This is a genomic window from Stieleria varia (genome assembly GCF_038443385.1).
Taxonomy (GTDB): domain Bacteria; phylum Planctomycetota; class Planctomycetia; order Pirellulales; family Pirellulaceae; genus Stieleria; species Stieleria varia.
The window spans coordinates 2,345,067-2,368,972 of the sequence record NZ_CP151726.1; the positions used below are offsets into that span (position 1 = coordinate 2,345,067).

20 protein-coding genes are annotated in these 23,906 nt (G+C 54.8%); 11 read left to right on the forward strand and 9 right to left on the reverse strand.

Annotation, left to right across the window (positions count from 1 at the left end):
* Nucleotides 1-147 precede the first annotated feature (147 nt).
* Entirely contained in the window at nt 148-600 is a 453-nt protein-coding gene (locus tag Pla52nx_RS08095; RefSeq protein ID WP_146522530.1) for a DUF2946 domain-containing protein, read from the reverse strand.
* Nucleotides 601-1,428: 828 nt separating this feature from the next.
* On the opposite strand from Pla52nx_RS08095, the gene Pla52nx_RS08100 reads away from it, so the two are divergent.
* The 7 genes from Pla52nx_RS08100 to Pla52nx_RS08130 all read left to right on the forward strand — a co-directional run bounded on the left by Pla52nx_RS08100 (nt 1,429) and on the right by Pla52nx_RS08130 (nt 9,662).
* The gene (locus tag Pla52nx_RS08100) at nt 1,429-2,643 is read left to right on the forward strand and encodes a DUF58 domain-containing protein (protein ID WP_146522531.1); all 1,215 of its coding nucleotides are present in this window, start codon (nt 1,429-1,431) and stop codon (nt 2,641-2,643) included.
* Nucleotides 2,624-4,987, forward strand: a complete 2,364-nt coding sequence (locus tag Pla52nx_RS08105; protein WP_146522532.1) for a transglutaminase domain-containing protein — start codon at nt 2,624-2,626, stop codon at nt 4,985-4,987. The genes Pla52nx_RS08100 and Pla52nx_RS08105 overlap by 20 nt, the downstream gene beginning before the upstream one ends.
* Nucleotides 4,984-5,952, forward strand: a complete 969-nt coding sequence (locus Pla52nx_RS08110; RefSeq protein ID WP_146522533.1) for an AAA family ATPase — start codon at nt 4,984-4,986, stop codon at nt 5,950-5,952. The genes Pla52nx_RS08105 and Pla52nx_RS08110 overlap by 4 nt, the downstream gene beginning before the upstream one ends.
* Entirely contained in the window at nt 5,952-6,422 is a 471-nt protein-coding gene (locus tag Pla52nx_RS08115) for a hypothetical protein (RefSeq protein WP_146522534.1), read from the forward strand. Before Pla52nx_RS08110 ends, Pla52nx_RS08115 begins: the two co-directional genes overlap by 1 nt.
* Entirely contained in the window at nt 6,422-8,116 is a 1,695-nt protein-coding gene (locus Pla52nx_RS08120; protein ID WP_146522535.1) for a permease, read from the forward strand. The genes Pla52nx_RS08115 and Pla52nx_RS08120 overlap by 1 nt, the downstream gene beginning before the upstream one ends.
* Before the next feature lie 95 nt (nt 8,117-8,211).
* Nucleotides 8,212-9,231, forward strand: coding sequence for a DUF1559 domain-containing protein (locus tag Pla52nx_RS08125; RefSeq protein WP_146522536.1), 1,020 nt, complete (start codon nt 8,212-8,214; stop codon nt 9,229-9,231).
* Complete coding sequence (locus Pla52nx_RS08130; protein WP_231742423.1) at nt 9,228-9,662, forward strand: carboxypeptidase regulatory-like domain-containing protein; 435 nt, start codon at nt 9,228-9,230, stop codon at nt 9,660-9,662. The genes Pla52nx_RS08125 and Pla52nx_RS08130 overlap by 4 nt, the downstream gene beginning before the upstream one ends.
* Before the next feature lie 165 nt (nt 9,663-9,827).
* Here the strand turns inward: Pla52nx_RS08130 and Pla52nx_RS08135 are convergent, their stop codons facing one another.
* The 3 genes from Pla52nx_RS08135 to Pla52nx_RS08145 form a co-directional block, all read right to left on the reverse strand.
* The gene (locus Pla52nx_RS08135; protein WP_146522537.1) at nt 9,828-12,947 is read right to left on the reverse strand and encodes an efflux RND transporter permease subunit; all 3,120 of its coding nucleotides are present in this window, start codon (nt 12,945-12,947) and stop codon (nt 9,828-9,830) included.
* Between the two features lies 1 nt (nt 12,948).
* A complete protein-coding gene (locus Pla52nx_RS08140; protein ID WP_146522538.1) occupies nt 12,949-14,424 on the reverse strand; it encodes an efflux RND transporter periplasmic adaptor subunit in 1,476 nt (491 codons plus the stop codon).
* A gap of 230 nt (nt 14,425-14,654) precedes the next feature.
* On the reverse strand, nt 14,655-15,131 hold the full coding sequence (locus Pla52nx_RS08145; protein ID WP_146522539.1) for a hypothetical protein: 477 nt from the start codon (nt 15,129-15,131) through the stop codon (nt 14,655-14,657).
* Nucleotides 15,132-15,265: 134 nt separating this feature from the next.
* On the opposite strand from Pla52nx_RS08145, the gene Pla52nx_RS32895 reads away from it, so the two are divergent.
* Nucleotides 15,266-15,493: a hypothetical protein gene (locus Pla52nx_RS32895; protein ID WP_425289852.1), complete on the forward strand. Its 228-nt coding sequence runs from the start codon at nt 15,266-15,268 to the stop codon at nt 15,491-15,493.
* On the opposite strand, the gene Pla52nx_RS08155 is transcribed toward Pla52nx_RS32895, so the two are convergent.
* The gene (locus Pla52nx_RS08155) at nt 15,463-16,584 is read right to left on the reverse strand and encodes an ISAs1 family transposase (protein ID WP_342190363.1); all 1,122 of its coding nucleotides are present in this window, start codon (nt 16,582-16,584) and stop codon (nt 15,463-15,465) included. The two genes, Pla52nx_RS32895 and Pla52nx_RS08155, sit on opposite strands and share 31 nt — an antisense overlap.
* A 261-nt stretch (nt 16,585-16,845) precedes the next feature.
* Here Pla52nx_RS08155 and Pla52nx_RS08160 point away from each other — a divergent pair, with 261 nt between their 5' ends.
* The 3 genes from Pla52nx_RS08160 (at nt 16,846) to Pla52nx_RS08170 (ending at nt 19,781) form a co-directional block, all read left to right on the forward strand.
* Entirely contained in the window at nt 16,846-17,583 is a 738-nt protein-coding gene (locus Pla52nx_RS08160; RefSeq protein ID WP_342190423.1) for a DUF1573 domain-containing protein, read from the forward strand.
* 170 nt (nt 17,584-17,753) lie between these two features.
* Nucleotides 17,754-18,734, forward strand: a complete 981-nt coding sequence (locus Pla52nx_RS08165) for a hypothetical protein (RefSeq protein ID WP_146523632.1) — start codon at nt 17,754-17,756, stop codon at nt 18,732-18,734.
* An 852-nt stretch (nt 18,735-19,586) separates the two neighbouring features.
* Nucleotides 19,587-19,781 (forward strand): hypothetical protein, encoded by a 195-nt coding sequence (locus tag Pla52nx_RS08170; RefSeq protein WP_231742837.1) that lies wholly within the window; start codon nt 19,587-19,589, stop codon nt 19,779-19,781.
* A gap of 58 nt (nt 19,782-19,839) precedes the next feature.
* On the opposite strand, the gene Pla52nx_RS08175 is transcribed toward Pla52nx_RS08170, so the two are convergent.
* Genes Pla52nx_RS08175 through Pla52nx_RS08190 form a run of 4 tightly spaced genes read right to left on the reverse strand, consistent with a single transcriptional unit; the run spans nt 19,840 to nt 23,784 of the window.
* A complete protein-coding gene (locus Pla52nx_RS08175) occupies nt 19,840-21,027 on the reverse strand; it encodes an HD domain-containing phosphohydrolase (RefSeq protein ID WP_146523633.1) in 1,188 nt (395 codons plus the stop codon).
* A gap of 9 nt (nt 21,028-21,036) precedes the next feature.
* A complete protein-coding gene (locus Pla52nx_RS08180) occupies nt 21,037-21,414 on the reverse strand; it encodes a response regulator (RefSeq protein ID WP_146523634.1) in 378 nt (125 codons plus the stop codon).
* A 4-nt stretch (nt 21,415-21,418) separates the two neighbouring features.
* Nucleotides 21,419-22,585, reverse strand: coding sequence for a response regulator (locus tag Pla52nx_RS08185; RefSeq protein ID WP_146523635.1), 1,167 nt, complete (start codon nt 22,583-22,585; stop codon nt 21,419-21,421).
* Complete coding sequence (locus Pla52nx_RS08190) at nt 22,582-23,784, reverse strand: response regulator (protein WP_231742838.1); 1,203 nt, start codon at nt 23,782-23,784, stop codon at nt 22,582-22,584. The genes Pla52nx_RS08185 and Pla52nx_RS08190 overlap by 4 nt, the downstream gene beginning before the upstream one ends.
* Between the last annotated feature and the right edge of the window lie 122 nt (nt 23,785-23,906).

A 23,906-nucleotide genomic window follows, 5' to 3' on the forward strand; every position in this document is an offset into this window, starting at 1 on the left:
CCACCGCGCCGGCACAGCCGATCGGGTTTGGTCGGACCGTTGACCAACTGCACCGCACGCGGCGGGACGTGTTGGTTTGCAAAGTCCAGGCAGCGATCGTTGCGCACCCGTTCAGGTACGCATCAATCACATCAAGGCGGGGAGACACTACGCCAGTGGCGTAGGCGGACCTCGGGGCTGTGGAATCGAAAGAGATGTCGATTCAGGAGCAAGAACACCAGAAATGCCGATCCGCTCAACGCTGTCGTGATGGATCGTAGGCGAATCCAGTTGCCAAGCAATGCCGTTGGGCATGCCGAGCGACTGACAGATCATACAGGAGCCGGAATCATGGCCGTCGTGTGAATGGCCAGAATGCTCACTGGTCGAGTTTCTGGGACCGCTGTCCGCTACGTCTTCCGCAGCGTCTTCCACTGCGGACGCGGCGTGATGGCAGCAGTGATGCTGACAAGAAACCGATGTGGTGGGAACAGATTCGGATGCAACCTGTGAATGGCTCTCGTGGTCGCAACCGGCGACATGCAACCACGCTGGAGCATGGCCGAAAACGGCCATCCCGCAGAGCAGGCTGATGACAAATGGTCGGACGAACGAAGTCATTGAAGACTTTCGGGGCGAGAGAACAGAGGTTAAAAATGGTCCGACCAAGGACTTGATGCTCGATATACGATGGACAGGTGACATCGGTTCGTCAAGTGCAGAAAATCTTTTGCGGTTAAGTTTCCGTGATTGCTTTCAAGCGGTGAACCGTCGCTATTGACCGCCCGTAAAAGGACAACGACAATCAAAACGTTCCTTGGTCGGACCGAAATATTCAGCAACGCAACCCATTGCCGCAATCATTCTTGATTGCATCCACGTGACTCTTGGAAATCTGCGAACGGTCTAGACCTTGTACGTTTCTCGCCATCTCTGTGCTTACCTGAGCATCGCAGCGTTGCTGATCGGCAACGTCGCCGGTTGGATGCATGTTGGTTGTGTGGCGACGTCCAATTCGTGTTGTGTGCAATCTGCTGCACTGGAGTCCGCGGCTGCAAAATGCACGGCATCAGAGAGTCGCCATCATTCTACGTGCGATCACTCGCACGGGCATTCGGGATCGCACCGGCATTGCTCGGAATCGCATGGGCATGATCTGGCCAATGAAGAATGTCCGGATCGCTGTCCAGATCCCTGTCCGGGCGATCACGATTCCGATCGCTGCAGTATCTGCCAAAGTTTCTTTATTTCGCGAAGTTCGGCGTTGTGTATTCCGACGTCCAACGTCAGTGCCGACGAACCGCCGACGCGGGTGGTTGATGTTTTCGGTCGCGTGTGTCTGCAGGATTCCATCTGGCAGGGCATCTCGGTGAGGGGACCGCCACGAGTCTGATCGGCTCGTCGCTATATCCCCCTACTCATGAGATTCCGTACCGGAGGTGCGTCATCATGGCAATTGTCCATGACGCGTCCACGGGCACGAACTTGGCAGCGCGGTTGCTGACCACAGATTTTTGCCCTTGGGCTAATCGTTTTGTTTATTGGCTAAAGGAACCCATCGGCTGGTTCTTTCTCGCAACGATCATCAACGTGGTGGTTGGGCTCTATCTGGCGCCCATCGGTTGGACGCTGGCCGCCTCCCTGACCGCGGTGATGGCCGTTGGGGTTGCGTGGCCAGCCATCGCTGTTCGAGCAGTGAGTTGTTCGTTGAGTTCCGACAAGCCACAGGTACACGAAGGGGATCCTTGTGAGCTGCGACTGACCACAAGCAATCGGCTGCCCATCCCCGTTTGGGGCTTGGCCATCGAAGGTTTCTTGGATCGCAAGAGCGAGGCCGATGGGGCAAACGTCCCGACGGTTGCGTTAGCGTTCGTAAAAGGTTTTTCGACCGCAACCTTTCGATTTACAGTCCGGCCTGAGTTGCGAGGTCGCTATCCCGATGGTGATGCCGTGATCACGTGTTCGTTTCCGTTCGGCATTTGGACTGCCAGACGGAAGCTCAAGGATGTTTCGCGTGTCACGGTTTGGCCGAAGGTGTTTCCGATTGCCGGGCAGACGGCGATGGTCGGACGGCGTGCTGCGGAGGCGGGAGAAGGCAACCGCGTTGGTCGAGCCGGTGAATTCCTCGGCGTGCGCGAGTACCGCCAGGGTGACTGCATGCGTCAGGTGAACTGGGTGGCGACCGCGAAAACCGGCGATCTGGTGGTTACCCAGAGAAGCGGACCTCAGTGCCCCGATGTGGATGTCTTGGTCGACGTCGGTTGGACGTCTCATCAGGATCAACTCTCGGATCGGATTCGAGTTGCCGCCAGCGTGCTGGCGAACCTGCATCAATCGACCGTGCCACTGCGAGTGCACATTGGCAAACGATGCTTGCATGTGCGTCGAGGCTGGGATGGTTTGACGCAGATGCTGGACGCATTGGCTGAGATCCCGGCAAATGGGATTGCTGATAGTGAGCTTTCCCATCCGTCGCGGCTGCGTGCCGCAATCACTATCTCGTCCAATCATCGGGGCGACATCACTGCTTGCATTTCCGATCCGTCTGAGAATCTACGGTCGGACAGTTTGCATACACACCGAGTGCTACGTCGCGACCAAGACTTGGCAAGTCAACTCCTTTCGTTTTGGACGGAGGTGCGAGATGCCAACTTGGTCGCGTAGAAGAACAGAAGTCATTCTGCTGTCGCTGGTGGCAATTGCCTCAGTGATTCCACTTCGCTTTCATGTGGAATCGCGGAGTTGGTTTCTTGGTGAAATGGTCACCCTGTGCGTTGCCTTGATCGCTGCAGAAACCGCCAGAGTGTTCGGGGATCGATCCGGCCGCGCCAAACGGGTGGCCAATCTGGCGACATTGCTGCTGAGCCTGACGCCAGTGTTGTTCGCATTCCTTGCGCGGAGGCATGGCTCTCCGATTGCGTTTGAAATGTCGGCACTGACGACATTCGGTGCCGTCTCGCTTGCCGTGGCGGTTTCGGCAACAAGCCATCGCACGCGATCGCTGTCCCTGATCATCAGCGGATTCCTGGTGCTCTTTAGCGCTTCGATCTCAGACAGTCCGAACGCCGCGTTGTTGCCGATCATTTGGATGCTCGGCTGTGTTTGGCACTTGATCGCCAACCACTGGGAGCGTCTCGACTTGGCAATGCCTGCTTCTGTCGAACGCACGTGGTCGCTGAGACCAGGTCTTCTGATCGTCACGTTAGTGGTCTTGCTTGCTGGAGGCTATGCGGTGAAGGATCACGTCGGCGCATCCAGGCGATTGGCCGGTTTGATGCCGACCAGTGGCGGCAGTGCATGGTCGGACCCGGCAGCACGCAGTGGAGTCGGGACTGGCAATTTCGCGATCGCCGCCAAGGATCATGCCGAGTCATTCGGCGCCGTGGATTCAGATATTTTTCTGGAATCAACTGAGTCGACGTTGTTCGACATGGTCAACGACGCGATCGGCGACGCCATCAAAAAGAACAAGTGGGAGCGGCGGCAAGCCATGGGGAATGAAAACGTCATTCCTATGCACGAGCAAGCGGCGAAGAGCGAACAAGGCGGTGGAACGTTCTCGACCGAGCGGATGCCTCCTCCAAAGCATCACCATTTTGCGGATGCGAAAGATGCCAGTATTGTTCAGTGGGATGGCCCCACGGGCATCCGGTTGGCCATGCAACGTTATGACACGTTCGATGGGCGAGACTGGAGCCAGTCCGCAGATTTGAAACAAGACAAGCTCGTTCGCGTCGACGTGAGCGGCAACCACTGGTTCTTTGAACCATTCATGCGTGGTGTCCTGGATCGCAGTCCGGATGCCGCGACGGTCGGTCTGTTAAAGGTCATCAGGCTTCAATCGCAACGACTGCCAGTCCCGATGCTGACGGCGGGTATTCACATCAAGGCGGTCGACCGACAAGACTTCTTTGGCATCGAGAAAGACGGCAGCTTTTTCATGCCCGGACGCGAAAAGGTGCCGCCCTTGACCGTGATCCACGTGGCCGGTGTTGGTTTGAAAGAGGATGACATACGTGACAATCTCGTTGTGAAACCAGCGAAAGGTGCCTCACTTGCGTCATGCGAGTTTCTTGACGAATCCACACGGAACGTGATTTCAGAACTGGTTCGCACCGCGATCGCGGGCCACCGTGTACCCGCCGACCAACTGACTGCTTGTGTCGAAAAATTACGCCACGAATTCACGTTCGATCGCAATGGCGAGAGTATCGCGACTTCGCTGCCCGAGTTCCTCCAATCGCGGCGTGGCGGCGATCATCTTTTCGCGACGACGGCGGCATTGATGGCTCGCGAAATCGGCTTGCCGTCACGTTTGGCAACGGGTTTCTATGTTCGCGACGATGCGTTCAATATCGCCGCAGGTCATTCATCGGTGTTGGCAGAAGACGTTCACGTCTGGGCGGAAGTGCAACTGGACGACGGGCGTTGGTTTGAAATCGAACCGACGCCTGGTTACGAGCAACCACATTACCAACCGTCATGGGGATTGACCGCTCGACGCTTTGCCGCCGCGCATTGGCCCTCATTCGCTGGTGGGATGTTGGTCGTCGCAGCGGGCTACGTGACGCGACAGGTGTGGATGGACTGGTTGCTGACTGCGATGTGGTCATTGGCAGGTTGGCTGCGCCCACGACATCGAATCCGTTTAGCAATTCGAATCATCGAAACGCGAGCACGCATGGCTGGCCACCGCCGCCCGCCAGGAAAAACGCAGCGAGCTTGGCTGCAGCAACTCACCGCCACGGACGCCAGGCTTGCCAGTGCCGCTGAGCGATTCACGGACGTCGCAGACGCTTTGGTTTTTGGCCACGGCAATGCGGTGTCCTTTCAGGGAGCGACCGAGTTGGTCGATCTGCTTCGTCTACGAACCATCACCGCATTGACCAAGGAACGTGCGAGAAAAAAGTGTCTGACCCCTTTTGTGCAAAGCACCCGAGGGGCCGGTTCCCGGCAAAAGGGGGCAGACACTTATTTTCCGCTCAGTCCTAATGAGGCGACGTCATGAACTTGATCACCGAGAATGAATTCACCGCTTCCGCCTCGCCACCCGACGTTTCCTCGCTTCGGGAATATTTGCGCGGCGTGCTGCTGGGCAAAGAGCAGCAAATCGATTTAGTCATCGCGTGTCTGTTGTCTCGCGGTCATTTGTTGTTGGATGATTTGCCGGGGACGGGAAAGACAACGCTGGCCAAGGCGATCGCCGATGGGATTCACGGGCGGCTGGCGCGCGTGCAGTGCACGCCCGATCTGATGCCCGCAGACATCACGGGCTTCAGCATGTTCAATCAGAAGACTCGCGAGTTTGAGTTTCATCCGGGCCCGGTGTTCGCCGATGTGCTATTGGCTGACGAGTTGAATCGCACGACACCAAGAACTCAAAGCGCTTTGTTGGAGGCCATGGCGGAGCGACAAGTCACGATCGACGGTGAAGCTCAATCGCTGTCGCCGACATTCTTTGTGATTGCGACTCAGAACCCGATCGATTCGCATGGTGCCTACCCGTTGCCTGAAGCCCAGCTTGATCGATTCGCGATCAAGCTGCGGATCGGCTATCCCGATCGCGAGGCCCAGCGACGAATCCTGCAACGCGAGGTTCGCGACTGGACCGTTGCCAGCGACGAGCGTGCCATCACACAATCACCGCTTTCCCTCGCCGACCTGCAGCAGCTACAGCGGACCGCTCAGTCTGTGCACGTTCATCCTCGCGTGGCGGATTATCTGATCGATCTGGTGGAGGCCGGTCGCGCGGACGAAGCCGTCGAACTCGGCGTCAGCCCTCGCGGAATGATGAGTTGGCAAGCGATCGCGCAGGCGTGGGCGATGCTCAAGGGGCGAGATTTCGTTACGCCGACCGATGTGGCCGATGTGGCACATCCCGTTCTCTCTGTTCGCTTGCTGACTCGAGGTGAATCCGTGGATAACGTGATCAACCGGATCATGAGTACCGTTGCTGCACCGGAGTACAAATGATGAAAAGAGTCATTATCGGATTCTTCGTCTTGCTTCTCGCCGGTTGTGGTTCGTCGGATTCCGCGCCCAAGGCATCGCATTTCGAAGACGACCACGAGATTGCGGCGCATTGGCCGGACGACTTGGCAGATGCCGCTACCAAAATCCGTGAGCGTCTCGACTGGTTGCAGAATGGACTCCCAGACCAGGAGCATGGAAATCATGGGCACGAAGATCACGAGCAGGATCCTGCGGCTGAAATCGCTGACATCGTTAGTTGGGTGCCGGAAGTCGCCGCGGACACGAATCTCCCGGAAGCCGATTGGTTGCCTCTCTACAAAGCCGCTAAGTCATTGTCATCGAAATTGGCGGTCTCGAAAGGAAAGCTCAGTAACGACGACCGCGAGCAGTTGGAGTCCCTTTGCACGTCCATTGATGCTGCTGTCACAAAGATCCCGGAACATCTTCCAAACCTGGTGAGAGGCAAGTGATGAGTCAGTCCATTTCGGTGATTCTGCTTGGCGGACTGATTCGCGTCGTACAAGGATTTTGCCAAGCCGCGCCGACGTTGCTGGTCGGGCTGCTGATCGCATCGATCATACGTTACTACCTTGGGCACCGAGGGACGAGGCGATTGTTTGGCGGTGATTCGCTGCGTTCATTGCCGCAGTCTTGGTTGATCGGCATGCTACTGCCCGTCTGTTCGATCGGAGTGTTGCCGATTCTATTTGAGATGCGGCGAGCCAAGGTAAAACCTGGTGCGATGTCGGCATTCGCATTGTCGGCGCCGCTGTTCAATCCATTGTCCTTGTTGTACGGGCTGACACTCAGTCGACCACTGGTGATCATGCTGTTCGCGTTGGGATCGTTAATCGTGGTGACGGCATTGGGTCTTTTCTGGGATGCTTTTGCCAAACGTGTTGAGTCGGTCGTGTTGAAAAAGGGGTCTGACCCTTTGGAGACCTCGCTGAATCGTGAGGAAGTCGAGAAGTCGGAGAGGGTCAGACCCCTTTTTCAACAGCGTCATGAGTCGGTCGATTCCGCCGAGCGTTCCGACGATGAAGCATCGGACCAATTGATCGGCATGAGACGTGTGTATGCCATGCTTGTTCATTTCACTCGCGAGTCCACTGGCAAAGTATTGCTCATTGCGATGGTCGCGTTGTCCGGCTTGGCAGTTCTCGCTGCCGTGTTGCCGTTTGGTGCGATGCAACACGAGGTGGAACGGGACGACTGGTGGGCACCGCTGAAGATGCTGCTGGTAGCGGTGCCGGTCTATGCGACGCCGATGTTGGCGATGAGTCAAATGGGAATGATGTTTCAACATGCCAACTCACCCGGCGCGTCGTTCACGCTCCTGATCTTGGGGGCAGGAATGAACCTCGCCACGCCGATCTATTTCGGGCGCTATTACGGATGGAAAGCCGCGTCGATGTGGTTCGTGTCACTCATTGTGATTGTTCTGGGGTTGTCCTATGCGATCAACAAGCCTTTGGTGCCGCCGGGCGTGGAACCGGCCGGGCACACGCATGCGTTTGACATCTACGCAAACCCATTGTCGGCTTATCATTCGCTCAGTCTGGGAACCGTCATTGAGACAGTTGGCAAGGACTTGGATGTCAGCGTTATCGTCTCGCTCATTGCCCTGGCGTTCGTTGCTGCCGTCGGTTTGTGGTTTCGATTTCGGGGGATTGATGAGGCATGGTTGGTCAAGACCGCGACCGCGAGTTCGTTTGCCTCTTCACTGAGTGCCGAAGATGCTCCGCCGCGCAAGGGCCTTGATATCGTGGTCCCTCCGAATGTGATCGGTGCCACGATGCTGTTGGGGTTGGTCGTGCTGAGCGTTGTTGCTTGTTTTGCCTATTACCCGCATCCGAGTGAGTGTTTGGAGGAAATCCGCCTTGCTCGGGCAGAGTGTCTCTCCGCGGCCAACAGCGGGCAGATCGATCATGCTTTGTTTTGGTTACCGGTCTGGGAGGACTGGAGCCGTCGACTGGAGGTCGGCACCTTCATTCGTACCGGCCAAGTTCGCCCGTACCAACGCATGCAGGGCTACCTGATCCGCAAAAAACTGGAATTGTTGGAGCATGAGCTGGAGCACGATCCCTTTGAACCTGACGAGGTCAAGAAGGTGGTTCAGGGCATCATCGCGACCAATTCGCGGTGGGTACGAAGTTTCCGATAGGACGACTCGGCATTCGACACAGCGTGGGTCCGTGAAGTATACTGGCCCGCGGTCGGACCGGAATTCTTCAGACCAAGAAGCTCTGGACCAAAAAAATGAAATCGTCAGTGAGAAGGCTCGGTTTTACTCTCATCGAGCTGCTTGTGGTCATCGCTATCATTGGAATCTTGGTTGCGTTGCTGCTGCCGGGGGTTCAAGCTGCGCGGGAAGCTGTCAGACGGACTGATTGCTCGAATCGAGTCCGCCAGTTGGCGTTGGCGACGCAGATGCATCATGATGCGTTCAATTATTTTCCGCCAGCGCGTTATGAATCGCGGCCCGACGCGGCTCCTGCGGACAAGTGCGGATTGGAAACGCCGACTTGGCTGGCGCGGGTGATGCCCTACATCGAACAAGTCTCGTTGGGCGATCAGTGGGAGTTTTCCAAGCCCTGGCATGAGCATCCCGCCGAGGTGCGAATGGTCGTACCCGACATCTTTTTGTGTCCCTCGCGACGCAGCGGAACAAGTCCGGTCGGCTCTCGCAATTTGCGAACCACGGTGATGGGCGGCGGCGGACGTTTGCCCTGTGGTTGCCCCATTCCGCCTCGCCCGGTCGATGTTTCCCTCGATGTTTTCGGTGCTCTTTGCGACTACGCCGGAAACCATGGCGATTTAACACCCGGAGCCACGGGAGACCCGACAGACTTCTATTTTGGAGGCAACGGAACGGGTGTCATCATCAGTGTTCGGCCGAACTGCAAGAATGGAGAAGCCATCAGTCCATCGGATCGGATTCGCATGGCGTCTGTCAGCGACGGAACATCGAACACGTTTCTGTTCGGAGAAAAGTTCGTTCCTACGGCCCAACTCGAAAAGTTTCCTTTCGACTCGCCTGCCTACGACGGAGACCACTTGCCCGCGTCTTGCCGACTAGCAGGTCCGGGGTTGCGTCTGGCCAATGGTCCGAGTGATTTGCTGGCCGACATGTTTTCCTTTGGAAGCTGGCATCCAGGTGGAGTTCATTTTGCTCATGTCGATGGGAGCGTTCGATTCTATAGCCCTGACATCGATACGACAGTACTCGGAGCGTTGGCGAACCGACACGATGCCCGCGTCGTCGAGCTGGTGCCGTGAGTGATCTCAACGCGACACCGGCCTTAGCCCTGGCCGTTGCGATCGTTCTCTTGACTGTCGTTGGTTGTGGCGGCGTTGTGGGGCCGACGGAGGGATTGGTGAGGTTTGCAGACGGAACCCCGGTGACCTCTGGAAGCATTGAATTCCGCAGCTTAAGCGACAAGCAACGTTATGCCAGCCGGATCGCAATCGATGGCAGCTTTCATCCAGCCAATCAGGATGAGGAGATCGGCTTGCCCGCCGGGTCCTACGAGATCGTCGTCGTGCAAATCGTGATGACCGAAGACTTGGCCAAAGAAGCCCATTCGCATGGCAATACGGTGCCGCGTCGGTACGCGGATTATTACACCAGCGGCCTAGAAATCGAGATTCCTCAGGATCAAACCAAGCCGATCGAGATTGTGATTGCCCAGGATTCAGACGGACAGTGATTCAGACGGACGGTGATTCAGACGGACGGTGATTCAGACGGACGGTGACAGATATTGAGGCGACCGGTCTGATTTGCTTGAGACCGAAATTCAACGCAACACGGCAGGCACGTCGGGCTCGAACCAACGGTGCGTTTTCACTTGCCGCTCGTGTTGCTAGGGAGATTAATGAACAAACTGAGTCTTATCGTAAGCTTCCGGCTCGATCTGTTTGGGTTCAAACCATCGGTAAATGGTCGGCAATACCAGCAGCGTGAGGGCCGTCGATGTGATCAAGCCCCCGATGACCACCGTAGCGAGCGGTCGCTGGACTTCGGCACCGGAGCTGGAGGAAAGTGCCATCGGTATGAACCCCAACGCACCACACATCGCCGTCATCAGAACGGGTCGCAAACGATCAATTGCTCCGTTAACGACCGCATCGCGTTGCGAGTCACCGGCATGACGCAAATGCCGCACGTGCTCGATCAAAACAACGCCGTTCATGACTGCGATACCGAACAATGCGATGAAGCCGACGCCTGCGGAGATCGAAAATGGTAGATCGCGTGCCCACAGGGCAAGCACACCGCCGGTGGCAGCAATGGGGACGTTCAAATAGATCAGCATCGCCAGTTTGACCGAACTGAAAGTCATGTAGAGCAAGGCAAAAATCAGCGTCAACGCGACCGGTACGGCGATGGCTAAACGCCGAGTCGCTTGCTGCAAATTCTCAAACTGTCCACCCCAACGGAGCATGTAGCCGGGTGGCAAATCGACTTGCTGGTCAACAACCTTCTGAGCCTCGGCGACAAATCCTGCCAAGTCACGGCCGCGTACATTGCACTGAACGAGCAATCGACGACGGACAGCGTCACGACTGATTTCAACCGGTCCATCTTCGGTGATGATGTCTGCGAGCTGAGAGATCGGGATGGGCCGACCTTCGGAGTCATCCACTTTCAACGCGAGGAGTTGCTCGGTGTTTTGGCGAGACTCAGGACGCAATCGAACTTGTAGTGGAAAGCGTCGTTGCCCCTCGAACACTTGTCCGACCGGGATACCGCCAACCGAGCTAACGGCATCGAGCACTTCGCGAGTGTTGATGCCGTAGCGAGCCAGGTCCTGTCGTCGGACTTTGACACGCAGGTAGGATAGTCCGGCGATCTGCTGGGCCGCCACATCGGCCGCCCCGTCGACTTGATTGAGGGCGCGAACGAGTTCATCACCTTTGGCCTTGAGCACGTCGAGATCATCTCCGTAAAGGCTCAGTCCAATATCGCTTCGCACTCCCGCAACCAGCTCTTGGACTCGCAATTCGATCGGTTGCGTAAAGCTAAACGCATTACCGGGAACTTCTTTGATCAACGCGGCTTGCATTTCCTCGATCAAATCGGCTTTGGAGCGACCTTCACCGTAGTCGGCATTCGGGTCGAGTCTGACAAAGATGTCCGTTTGATAAACACCCATGGGGTCGTTGGCAATCTCTGGACGGCCGGTTTTAGAAACGACCGTCTCGACTTGAGGAAACTTCAGCAATGTGCGTTCCATCGCTTTGGTCATGTCGATGGACGTTTCGAGTGAGACGCTGGGCAGTCGTGTTGCTTGGATGGCAATGTCACCCTCGTCCAGCTTGGGTACAAACTCCACACCGAATCCACTGGCCAGGATAACACTGCCCACAAACAATACGACCGAACTGCCGAACATCAAGAGCGGCTTTTTCATGGCGAACATCAGCATCGGTCGATAGGTTGATTTCAACTGGCGAACCACAAAAGTCTCACGCTGTTTCACGCGTCGAGCGAGAAACAATGACGCCAACACGGGCATCACGGTCACCGACAGGATCAATGCCGACGAGAGTGCCGTCATGAAAGTGAAAGCCATCGGCCGAAACATCTTGCCTTCCATTCCTTGCAAACTCAGGATCGGAAGGAAAACGATGATCACGATCAGTCCTGCAAAGAGTATGGGCTTACCGACCTCCTTTGCCGATTCACGGAAAACGCCTTCGGGAACATGATCGCCGTCGTGTTCTTTTTGATATTGCATGGCCCGTCGAACACAGTTCTCGACCATCACGACTGCCCCGTCGACGATCACGCCAAAGTCGACCGCGCCGAGGCTCATCAGGTTGGCTGAAACACCGGCATAACGCATCGCGATCAACGCACACATCGCAGACAACGGAATTGCTGCCGCCACAATCAACCCGGCTCGCACGTCACCCAACAGCACAAACAGGGTCACAATCACAAGAATCACGCCCAATCCGATATTCTCGCCGACCGTGTGAATCGTTTTGGCGACCAGTTCCGTTCGATCGTAGAACGTGTCGATCACGATGCCTGTGGGTAGCGTTTTCTGGATTTCTGAGATCTTGGCTTTTACATCGCCGACGACCTGACGCGAATTGCCCCCCATCAGCATCATCACCATGCCGACGACTGCCTCGCGGTTCCCATCGCGAGTCACTGCTCCTTGGCGAAGCATCGGGGCAAATTCGACGTTGGCGATGTCGGCGATGCGAATCGGAGTTCCTTCGCGACTCTCCAAGACGATCATTCGAATGTCGTCGAGCGATCCAACCAAGCCTTCGCCTCGAATCAACCGTTGCTCGGCATTGTGCGCGATGTATCCGCCGCCGGCATTCCCATTGTTCTGCTGCAGCGCATCCATGACTTGGGTCAACGAAATGTCATAGTTTTGCAACTTGGCAGGGTCAATCTGCACCTCGTACGTCTTTAACGATCCGCCGAACGTGTTGACTTCGATCACGCCAGGAACGCTGCGAAGTTGAAACGCGATTTGCCAATCCAACACGGTACGAAGATCGGTTAGCGAATGGTCGTATCCTGGTTCGGCGCGAACTTCGAACTGATAGATCTCGCTCATCCCCGTGGCAATCGGCCCGAGTTCCGGCGTGCCCATTCCTGGCGGGATATCTTCGCGAGCTTTCAGCAGTCTCTCGCTGATCAAGTTTCTCGCCCAATAGATGTCGGTCCCCTCTTCGAATGCGACCGTGACGGCCGAGAGTCCGAAGCGACTGATCGACCGGATCTCATCGACCTTGGGGATCCCGCTCATCGCGTTTTCAATCGGGAACGTAATGAACTGTTCGACTTCGACCGGGCCGAGAGCGGGCGAGTTGGTAAGCACTTGCACTTGCACGTTTGTCAGGTCGGGAACCGCGTCAAGCGGGATCGTTGCGGCGGCGAAAAATCCCATCCCAAGAATCGCCAGTGACGACAGGATGACAATGAATCGGTTGTTGAGAGAAAAATCGATGACGAAGTTGACCATCTTATTCATCTCCTAACAAATCAGCGAGTAATTGTGACTTCAAGATGAATCCGCCGGCGGTCACGACCGACTCACCTTTCTGCAGACCTGAACGAATGACGATGGAATTCCCGCTTGTCGGTCCCACGATGACATCTCGACGCAGGAATTGATCGTTTCCTTGATGTACAAAGACGAACTGCTTTCCCTCGTGCTGCTGCACCGCTGTCGCAGGAATCACGACGGATTCGGATTGTCGGATCGGCAATTCGATGTTGACAAACATGCCGGGTTTTAGGCGGTGGTCAGCGTTTTCCGCGATCGCCCGCAGCGAAATTGTGCGAGTGGCTTCGTCCATGATCTCGCCGGTGTAGAAAACCTTGGCGTTGAAAATGTGGTCAGGCAATGCGTCGTTGTGCAGCGTGATCGTCTGGTCTTTGAAGGAATCCAAGAACGGCAGATGCTCTTCGTAAACGTTCGCGGTGACCCAAACGGTGGACAGATCAGCAATGCTGAGCAACATCACATCGGGACGCACTTGCTCTCGCAGCACGACATCCTTTGACAGTACCGTGCCATCAAAGGGAGCTCGGATCGCGTAATGAGAAAGCGTTTCGCCCTGTTTCGCGGGGTCAATCTCTGCAATGTCTTCTGCATCGACGTTTAGAATTTGCAGGTTGGTTGCAGCAACCAGTACCTTGGCTTCGGCCTCCTTGACGGCCTGGTTGGACATCAAGGTGGTGGTCCGTAACTCGTGGTGAATCTGTTCGATGCGAGCTTGAAAGGTTGCTTGGTCGGCGTTGCGTTTTGCGGTCGCTGTCAGCAGCGTTTTCCCGGAAACGGCACCCGATTGGGAAACTCCCTTCAGACGCTCGACATCCGCCTCCGACTTCAAGAATGCCGCATAGGATGCCAGGGCACGCTCGCGAAAATCGCCCATTGGACGATCGCGGAATTGAGACTCTATCTCTTGGATATCGACGTTGGCTCGCAATGCTTGCAGCAACTCAGTGGCGTTCGTAGCGATCGCGGATTGCAAGTCATTCTTGGCGCGGGCAAGCTCTAGCTGCAGTCGAGCTTGATAAAGAGTAAGCTTGGCCGAACCTACTTCGCGGCTGTGGATCACCGCCAATCGATCGTTTGATTTGACGGTCTGTCCGAGTCGGACGGATACATCATCGACGGTCCCCTCAACCATCGAATAGATGTGAGCCACGCGATCTTGGTTGAGCGAGATTTTTCCGGTCAGCCGCAAAGTCTTCTCAAAAGGTTCGTGACGTACTGGCGCGAGCTGGATTCCAGATGCCCGCCATTGGTCCTTTGGCAGGCTGATGACGGCCGGCGCGTCGGAATCGATCGCTTTCGCAGGGGGCTCAGGCGGCTGAGCCGAAACAGCATGCCATCCTGAGTTCAGTGGAAGTGCTGCTATCAAGGCCAGCATCAAACGGCCATGCCTGCGATGCCAGGTAAAGGACAGGAGGTAGTTTCGATTGATCATGAGGACTCCGGCAAGAATGTTTTTGTCGAGAAAGACAAGGCAGGTAAACGGCAACGTTTGGCTTCAGTGATTTTGCTGGCTTGCCACGCGCGAGATGGATGCAGACGGTGTCGGCAATGATGTGAGACCGCTCGTCATGACACATCAATACACGACCGAGCAGGCAAACCAGCCGACAGGATCAAAGACTCGTTCGCGAGCAACCCAACGCGATCAGAGGACTCGCTGAGTTAACAACGAATGACGCCAAGAAGCTCAGGCAGAGAGTGGCGAAACGCCAGTAAGCCAGTCGTCGTGAAAGAGTGACGATGGTTCATCGGGACGGGAGGCGAAATGATAGAACTTTGCCAAATCCAAGCGTCCAGCTTCGACTCGCAGGGATGGTCGCTGGCTGCGAAATTCATGTTGTCCAGCGAAGGGATGCATAGTGCCCTGGAACCACTGTCATCGCCCCCGATGTCAGTGACCCTCATGACGGTGTCCATCCGAAGGACCCAATGCCAATGCCAGCCCGATGGCCAGTCGTCAGCGTTGGCAAGTCCGCCATGACAAGTTTGCAGATGCAACGCCATCTGTTGCTCGGACCAACCAAGCCCGCCGTCGCTGTGACAATGTCCCATCGGAACGGGCGCAGCCCATAACACAACCGATAGCAGTACCAGCTTGGAGACGGCAGATGACAAGCGTTTGTGCAACCTGGGTGGCATCGACGTTCACGAACGCAAAGCAACGAAGGGAAGATGCGGAAAATTCACTTTTCAGAATAGTTGCGGGGTCGTCAAGAGTCAACCGGCAAGAGGGGGGGGCGCCGCCTTGGTTGTGAACGCTATCGACGCAAACGCTGGCCAACGCCGACCACTGCGGCAAGGACCACTGCGGCAAGGACCACTGCGGCAAGGACCACTGCGGCAAGGACCACTGCGGCAAGGACCACTGCGGCAAGGACCACTGCGGCAAGGAGACCTGTCAGCCGACCTCCTCTGTCGCATACTCGGTCATGGTGACGGGGGCCATGAGGCAGGGCGATTGCACGGCGATTTACCGACTGAAAACGACCTTTTCCATGTAGTCATCGTCCCACCCGGCGGTGAGCCGCCTGTTCTTGACTCCACACTTCGCAGTTTTCTCTTGCTTGAGCAAGCGTAAGGCCGTCCGTCTAAGCGTGCTGAAGTTCTCGTCACCATGACCTTTGCGAATGCGACATTGGTCTTCGCCAAACGTCACGTCCAACTGCCAATGACAGCTGTTCTCGATGCCCCAGTGGTTACGCACAGCACAGGCAAACGATTCTCCTTCAAGTGTTTTGCTGAGTATGTAATAACGCACTGCGATCTCGTCGCCCTTTCGACGTTCCGTGTTGTTGATCGACATACCGATGGCACTGAGATTTTTCCAACGACTGGCGTCTGGAAGATCGCTGGGAACCTTGCACAAGTAGTAGCTACGCTCATCCACACGTCCGTGATCGGTCTCCTTCGTGTGATGTTCAAACACCTCGATTCGGGCAAAGTCATCCTCAAGATGATCCAAGAAGAAGGCCTTGATTCCCTCGTGAAGTGTCGGTTGGTTCCCTTTCACTGCCAAGCAATAGTCCGCACCTTCGTCAACGATCTTTGCAGCGATCTCTGTTTGGCAGCCCATTGCATCAATCGTTACCAAACCTCCGGAAACGTCGATGATTTCCAGCAATTTAGGAATCGCTGTGATCTCGTTGCTCTTCGCATCGACCACCGTTTGTCCAAGGCTGATGTGGTTAGCCGTCGCCCATGCACTGACCATGTGGATGGCAGCTTTGCCGGTCGCAGTGTCGTAGCTTCTGCGAAGAGTCTTGCCGTCGATCGCAATGACTTGGCCATCGGTGATCTTGTGAAGCTGAGTGATCCATTCGAGCAGCATCGGTTCAAACTCTTCAGGTTTGACCGCATTGAGGATGGCGTTGAAACGATCGTGCGATGGAACTCCTGCGGTCATATCCAGGAACTTGGAGAACCATTCTTTCTTTGTGTTGGCAAACTTAGCGATCGCAACGAAATCATCCGCACCAGCGATCACCGCACAGATCGTCATAAAGAGAATATTGACAAGCGGATAAATCGGCTCGCCCGGTCGTGGATCGGAAACGGTATTAAGTTTTTCAATCAGTGAAGCAGAGCGTTCCATCAAGCCAATCCTGAGCGAGTCGATTCGCCCAGCCACTGCATCTCAGCGACCCAAACACGAATCTTCGCTCATCTTCGCAAATTACCCAGTGTGGCGCAATCGCCCTGCTGGCAATCCACACCAAATTTGTGAGAAAGCTATGATTCGAAAGCTTATCTGCATCCCTATTGCATTTTGGTGTTTTGTGTTCCCCTCAAAGCAGACGATGCATCGCCCTCCTTTTCTGGAGCTGCGGGGCGTGTGACCGCTGTTGTGGATATTGTGAGCGAAAGGCAAAGAGTTCCGCTGGGTACGCTCGCGTCAAGCTCGACCAATCCAGTTTCGATTGAGCTAAGAAATCCAACGACGGAACCTATCACTCTTCTTGAGGCTACCGTTTCTTGCGGATGCATGGCGGTATCAACAACTAATGCGAAGATTGATCCAGGCAAGACCTGTCGGTTTTCATTATCAATCAAGACCGGTCCCATGTCTGGACCCAACGAAAAAAGTGTGATTTTGCACTGCCGGACATCCTCCGGCGAAAAAATTGCAAAGAGAATTGAATTTACCTTCTTGGTAACTAATCGCTTTGAGTTATATATGCCGATTAGGCGTTTGACAGTAGATCCAAATGAAAGGTCTGAGAAGTATCTTGACTTTGTTTTGCGCGGGTTTCGTGGGTTTGACTTAAGCCGTGTTTCTTTAACGGTTTCGGGTGTTGAGGGAGAGGTTACTCGAACACCAATGGGCCCTAGCGGTGAAGCTTCCAGTGCTGAGCATTGCAGGGTTGCCCTAAAAAACGATGTAATAGTCGACCGCCCCCTCCAAATGGTTTTGGTCGCTCGTGAAGACGGTGATCCTGCTGATTCGCATAGTATTACCGAGCGTGTCGTGGTGCTTAAGAAGGAACAGGTTTCCATTAGCCCACAGAGCCCTCGCGTGGTGAACGGGAGAATAGTTCTGATCGCAAGGTTATTGACTCCGCCTACGGATTCACCGCTATTTGAGTTAATGTAGGGTGAGCTAACGCGTGCGCCGTATACAACGACAAGTCTATCCCCTCAATTGTACCGTCTTGAGTTCTCACCAATCGGATTGACACAGGCTCCCGCTTCATTGTCAACGAAGATGAACGGCAATGCGTTTGAAATTCCTTTGTCAACCATCCACTTTTCTGGAACTGATATATGACAGCATTTCGAGCTATTCGGTCATTGAGGATAATTGCATGTGTCCTGATTCTCCACGGTATCACGACACCTACCACGGGCAAGGCAGATGACGGCATGCTGTCATCCAAGCAAGGATTTCACGCAATAGTGCTTGAATCGGTCGCCGCGCGTGCGGAAGTATCTTCAGGAGAGTTTAAGTATACAATAGTGCAATACCAGGAAGAGGGAGAAGACTTCGAGTGGAAAAAGGAGGGTGTGTTTGCGTACGATGAAAGGCAAAGCCTTAGTATTCACTGGTTTTTGCATACCTTTGGTAAGAAGGCAAAAGACCCAAACCCATGGGGCGCAACCCCTGGAAATGGAATTGCCATCCAAACCGACGATGGTATTCAGTATCGGGGTGGCGCATTGTTTTCGCCTCAATTAGCACTGGCACGTTTACCTGTGTCTGACCGGACCAGAAAAATTGCTGTTGGTACTTCGCCAAACACTTCTTTGTTTGTACCTTTTGAATGGAGGGCCTTTGGTTTTGCATTCTACGCAGACGTCGATCGGAACACGCCTTTCGACAAGGTAATTCCCAACTATCTTGCAGCCGAGGAGGTAGATATCCTGGAAATAAAACACAAGGACCTGCCAAAATCATTTCAACCAGTTGTCAATCGCGCGCGATACTTCAACTATGGCGGATGCGTTTTGTGTGTTGAAGTTGATCGAGATTACTGGGTTACCCGAGCCCGCTTCGCTAGCCCATCCAAGGCGTCGGCTCGTAGTGATGGAGGATATGTTGGTGAGTCTGTAATAAGCGAATGCACGGTTTACCTGGAACAAGTTAACGGCTACTGGGTACCTGCTCGTGCATTGTACAAGTCTGGTAAGCGGCGACTAGATTTCCAAATGGATTGGAAGTTCGTCAATCCGCCCGAGGGAAAGTTTGTGTTCTCCAAGGAAAGGCTTGAAGAAAACCTCCAAACCTCCTTTGTTCCTATACCCTAACACGAAGGTGTTGCGATGAAATCTCTATTTCGCATCTTGTCATAAATAGTGCTCAGTAAACCGTGCGTTGCATTTAAGATGGGGCCTGCATACTCGCAATGCTATGAACAAGCCGACGACGAATGCAGTGAGTACGCGTTTGGGCTCGCCGATCACCTTTGCAATACTGAACTTTGTTTGTCCGAGCATGTGTTCGACAGTATGGGGATTGCTCAGCATCAGAATGGATTTTGGACGATGAATTATGATTGCCCGCCTAATAAATACGAGGGGATTGTGCAGTCAGGGGCGTTTTATATGTGTGAAGAATTTGGCCCAGATGCTTTATTCGACAGGGCTCAAGCCACAACGACTGTCCACTGCGTAAAGATTAAGTACTGCGGCGGTAGCTGTAATAATAATATTACGTCCGAAGTGTCAATGAATAAGACATATCAAGGCCTCACCAAAATTGTTCGCAAAGCGTTTTGCCCCAGCGGAAATGGTCCGTTCTTGAATTGCATTGAGCAGTTCGATGGCTGTGAGGTGCCGAGCACGCAATGTGAGGATGATTGCCCGGAGCTGCCACCTGATCCATGATAGAATTGGAAATTGAATCGCATTTTGCGGGCTGATGGACTTATGGGATTCATACCCCGTAGATGTCCAGTTCCGGAAAACGCGTTTTTCTACGGCAGCGATTTTCGTTTGAAATTGAACGTCGGTTTCGACATGGATTTAAAAGGCATGAACTCCTTAGCACGCGTCCAAAATCTATTCCGTGTTTTTGAGTTTTGGGCGGATCGTGTAATTGAGATCGGGACAAGTTTCGCTTCGAGTGAGTTGAATCTTGCGAAACTCTGACGGGCTCACTTGGCCGGATCTTACGAGATTGTCGTCGTGCAAATCGTGATGACCGAAGACTTGGCCAAAGAAGCCCATACGCATGGGAATACGGTGCCGCGTCGGTACGCGGATTACTACACCAGCGGCCTAGAAATCGAGATTCCTCAGGATCAAACCAAGCCGATCGAAATTGTGATTGCCCAGGATTCAGACGGACAGTGATTCAGATGGACAGTGACAGTTGCTGAAGCGACCGGTCTGATTTGCTTGAGACCGAAATTCAATGCAACACGGTAGGCACGCCGGGCTCCTCTGTCGCATACTCGGCCATGGTGATGGGGGCCATGAGGTCGCTGAATTGTTGTTCGATCTTTTCGATTTCGTCAAAGCATTCCAGGAAGGCGTGTACGACTGCTGGATCGAAGTGAGAGCCGGCGCCTTCGCGGATGATTTCTAGCGAGCGTTGCACGCTGAATGGTTCTTTGTAGGGTCGATGACTTCGCAGGGCGTCGTAGACGTCGGCAACGGCAACGATGCGTCCGGCAAGGGGGATGGCGTCGCCGTGGAGTCCGTTGGGGTAGCCTGATCCGTCCCACTTCTCATGATGTGTGGCTGCGATTTGCGCAGCCAGTTGGATGATCGAGTTGGCCGATGGCGCCATCGACTCGGTACCCAAAGATGATGTCTCATCCACTTGCTCCGTTCCGGCCACACGAGTGAACTTGCTCGGTTCGGTCAGAATCGCCACGCCCATGTTGCAGTGGCTTCGCATCACTCGCCACTCGTCATTGGTCAGGCGTCCAGGTTTCAAGAGGACGGAGTCGGGGATACCGATTTTGCCGATGTCATGCAGCGGCGCGGCGAGGAAAATGTTTTCGCAGAACGATTCGCTCATGCCCAAGCCTTTGGCAATCGCTCGACTGTAGCCGCCGACGCGGATCACATGGTCGCCGGTTTCCTCGTCGCGGAACTCAGACGCTTTGCCGAGACGCCAAATGATGTCCAGTCGTGATGCGTACAGTTCGGCGGTTCGCTGTCGTACCCGTTGTTCCAGTCGCTCATTGCTTTCCTTGAGTTGATCCGAGAATTGCTTCATTCTCAGGACACTCTTGAGCCGAGCGATGAGGTCATCCGTGTGGACGGGTTTGTTCAGCAGATCGGCTGCGTCCCTATCGATCGCCTGACGCTTCAGCGTCCCATCGGCTTCGCCGGTCACAATGATGACTGGGACATCGTGAGTGGAAGGGTTCTCCTTGATCGCCTGCAGCAACTCCATGCCGGTCAAGCCTGGCATGCGAACGTCTGATACGACGACATCAAAGGGCTCGTTTTGTATCCGCCCCAGAGCCTTGAGCGGACAATCCTCGAACGAAAGCACCCAGCTCGCGTCATAGCCTCGCAAAGAGCGGGCGTAGGATCGCAAGACGTTGATTTCATCATCGACGAACAAGATTCGATGTTGACGCATGGGGGTCTCTTAACGAGGAGTTGCTGCAAGCTGAAGGCCTTCGCGGATGACCATCGCCAGCTCAAAAGCGTGGCAGGGTTTGGTCAAGAACTTGAACACGCGGCCGCGGTTGATCGCGTCGGTCATCACCTCAACATCCGGTCGTCCGGTGAGCATGATGCGGACCGTTTCGGGCGAATTCTCGGCGATCCATGCAATCAGCTCGTTTCCTGTTTTGCCACTCATTTGTTGATCGGAAACGACCAGCTCAAAGTGATGGCGTTGCAACATGCTGATGGCCATTTCTGCGGAATTGGCGACAAACAAGTCGTAGGGCTGGTCCCTGAGGACACGTCTGAGACCGTTCAGCAAGTTCACGTCGTCGTCGACCACTAGGATGGAGGTCATGGGATCAATCCTCTTGAAAGAAGTTGGGGGAAAGTTCGATTGTTTCGGGGGTGGTGATGGGAGCCGGAGCCGAGTCGCGAGTGATCAGCACACGGATGGGTTCTTCGACGCCCATCCCGGATCGTTGCAACATTTGCAGTTTATGAATCATCGCTTGGTGCACTTCGATTCCGCTTGCAAGGAGCAGGCGGCCGGATCGATCCAGCACGTTTGCCGACAGGATCATCCCGTCTCGAAGGTCATCAATCGCAACTTCAACGTCTACTTGGTTTTCCGAGATGACACTCGCCAGAATTTCAACGACGGATGGATCGTAAATCTCGGCATTGTTCAGTTTCTGGAGTGCGACTCGGGGGGAATCGATGCTGCGAAATCGTTGGTAGTCGCCGACGGCTCTTAGGATCCGGGCCGCGATCGGGGTCGGATCGGCGGGAGCTCCGTTTTGTGCCAGGATGAGGTCGGCAACCCCCTGCAATCGAGGAATGGCAGCGATGAGAGATTGTCCGCGTTTGGGCATCTCGTCGACGAACGCTTGGTCGCTGGCAGCCAGTGGTCGTCCGCTGAGGTACTGGGTCAATGTCTCCTGCGGCATGGATACACAACCGACACGCATCAACATCGCGGCGATTTCGATTTGCCAAAGGGGGCCGACGCCGATTCGAATGGCGACCTCACGAGTCAAGTTGCGTGCTTCTTGCGTCAAACCGAAAGCATCGGGCATCGTCAACGAGAGCACTTCCGTCAGCATTCGAACGCTGCCAGCGAGTGTCTTGTTGAGCAACTCGGCTTCGGCGGTCACCAGTCGGTACTGTTGGATGCCGGCATCGAGGGCTTGTGCCAACGCATCTGGTTCGCAGGGCTTGTTCAGAAAGCGAAAAATCTTGCCATCATTGACCGCATCGACAGCCGTCTTTTGATCGGCATTGCCGGTCAACATCACACGGATGGTGTGCGGATTGATTTCCAGCACTTTGCTGAGGAATTCGACGCCCGACATCTCCGGCATCTGCATGTCAGACACGACGACCGCGAAGGGGCCTTCGTGGGCTATCGCTTCCAATGCGGCATGTCCACCGACAGCCAGTGTGATGTCGTAGCGTTTGCGTAGATGACGTTTGAATCCTTGCAGGACATTCGGGTCATCATCGACCAGCAGGACTTTGTCGGTCATGGTGCCAGCTCCATATGAAACAGGGAGTCCCAGTGTTCGAGCCGGTCCCCTTCCTTGATCATCGTCAAGTATTGACGGTCAGGCATTTCATCTGTTGCGGCGTCGCCGTCGATAGGTTGCGAATGTCGAACGAGATTGGCAACGTAGACGGCCGTCAATGGGGTAAAGCATTCACTGCAGGAGTCCGCTGGACGATGGTGAAATGCAACGGCCTCCACGATCGGGTTGGGCAAACCCCAGAGTCCGAGCAGGTGAGCACCGACTTCCGCGTGAGAGGATCGAAAGACGCGAGTTTCTGCTTGCCAAAGTGGTATGGCTTCATCCTTGGCAATACGAATCGCTTCGGAGTACTGGGTAGGCAAATTGGCGGCTAGGACCAGTTTTCCGATGTCGTGCAGCATCCCAGCGATGAAGGAATCGTCGACGGTACTCGCCTGATTGGATTCTTTCTCGGCGATCCGTTTGGCGGTGGTTGCGACAGCGAGGCTGTGCTCCAGCAAGCGATCGAGAGAGAATCCTGGCACATTGGACTCTTGAAACTGACTGAATGCGTTGGCGGTCAACACGAGAGGACGAATCACGTTGAGCCCTAGTAGCGACACGGCGTGTTTGGGGCAACTGACATGTTGTGGCAGCCCAAAGAAGGATGAGTTGACCAGCTGCAGTACTTTGGCCGTCATCCCGATGTCTGATCCAATTTTTTGTGCGATGCGATTGAGGGAGGCATCGTCGGATTCCAGTTCAGCAACCAGTTCGCGATAGATCTTTGGCAGACTGGGGAGCGTTGAGAGTTGTGAGATGAGATCCTTGAGCGAATCGTCCTGGAGCTGGCTGCGAAGCCCGCAGGCGCGTTCGATGGTCTTGATCAGCGAATCCGGGTCGCACGGTTTGGACATGAACTGGTGCGCAGGTCCGACAGCACGAAGAATTTTTTCGTGTTCAGACTGGCCGCTCAGCACGAGTCGTACCGTGTTGGGGTACAGCTGTGAAACACGAGTGAGTAGTTCGGCGCCATCGATGATCGGCATTCGCATGTCGCTCACAATCACATCGAACGTCTCCTTTTCAAGGAGCTCCAGGGCTTCCACACCACCGTTGGCGAAATGCATTTCCCACACACTGCGTTGGTTTCGGAGCATGCGGCGGAGTCCCGACAGGACATTGATTTCGTCATCAACGAAGAGCACTTTGGTTGTCATGATGGTTGCCTCTTGATTGGATTGCATCTCGGAATTGATCCAACGAATCGCTAGCCCGGATACTGCATGGGATGTCTGCCACTACGACGTAAGTGGAAGTATCAAGTTGGTTTATGTTTAAA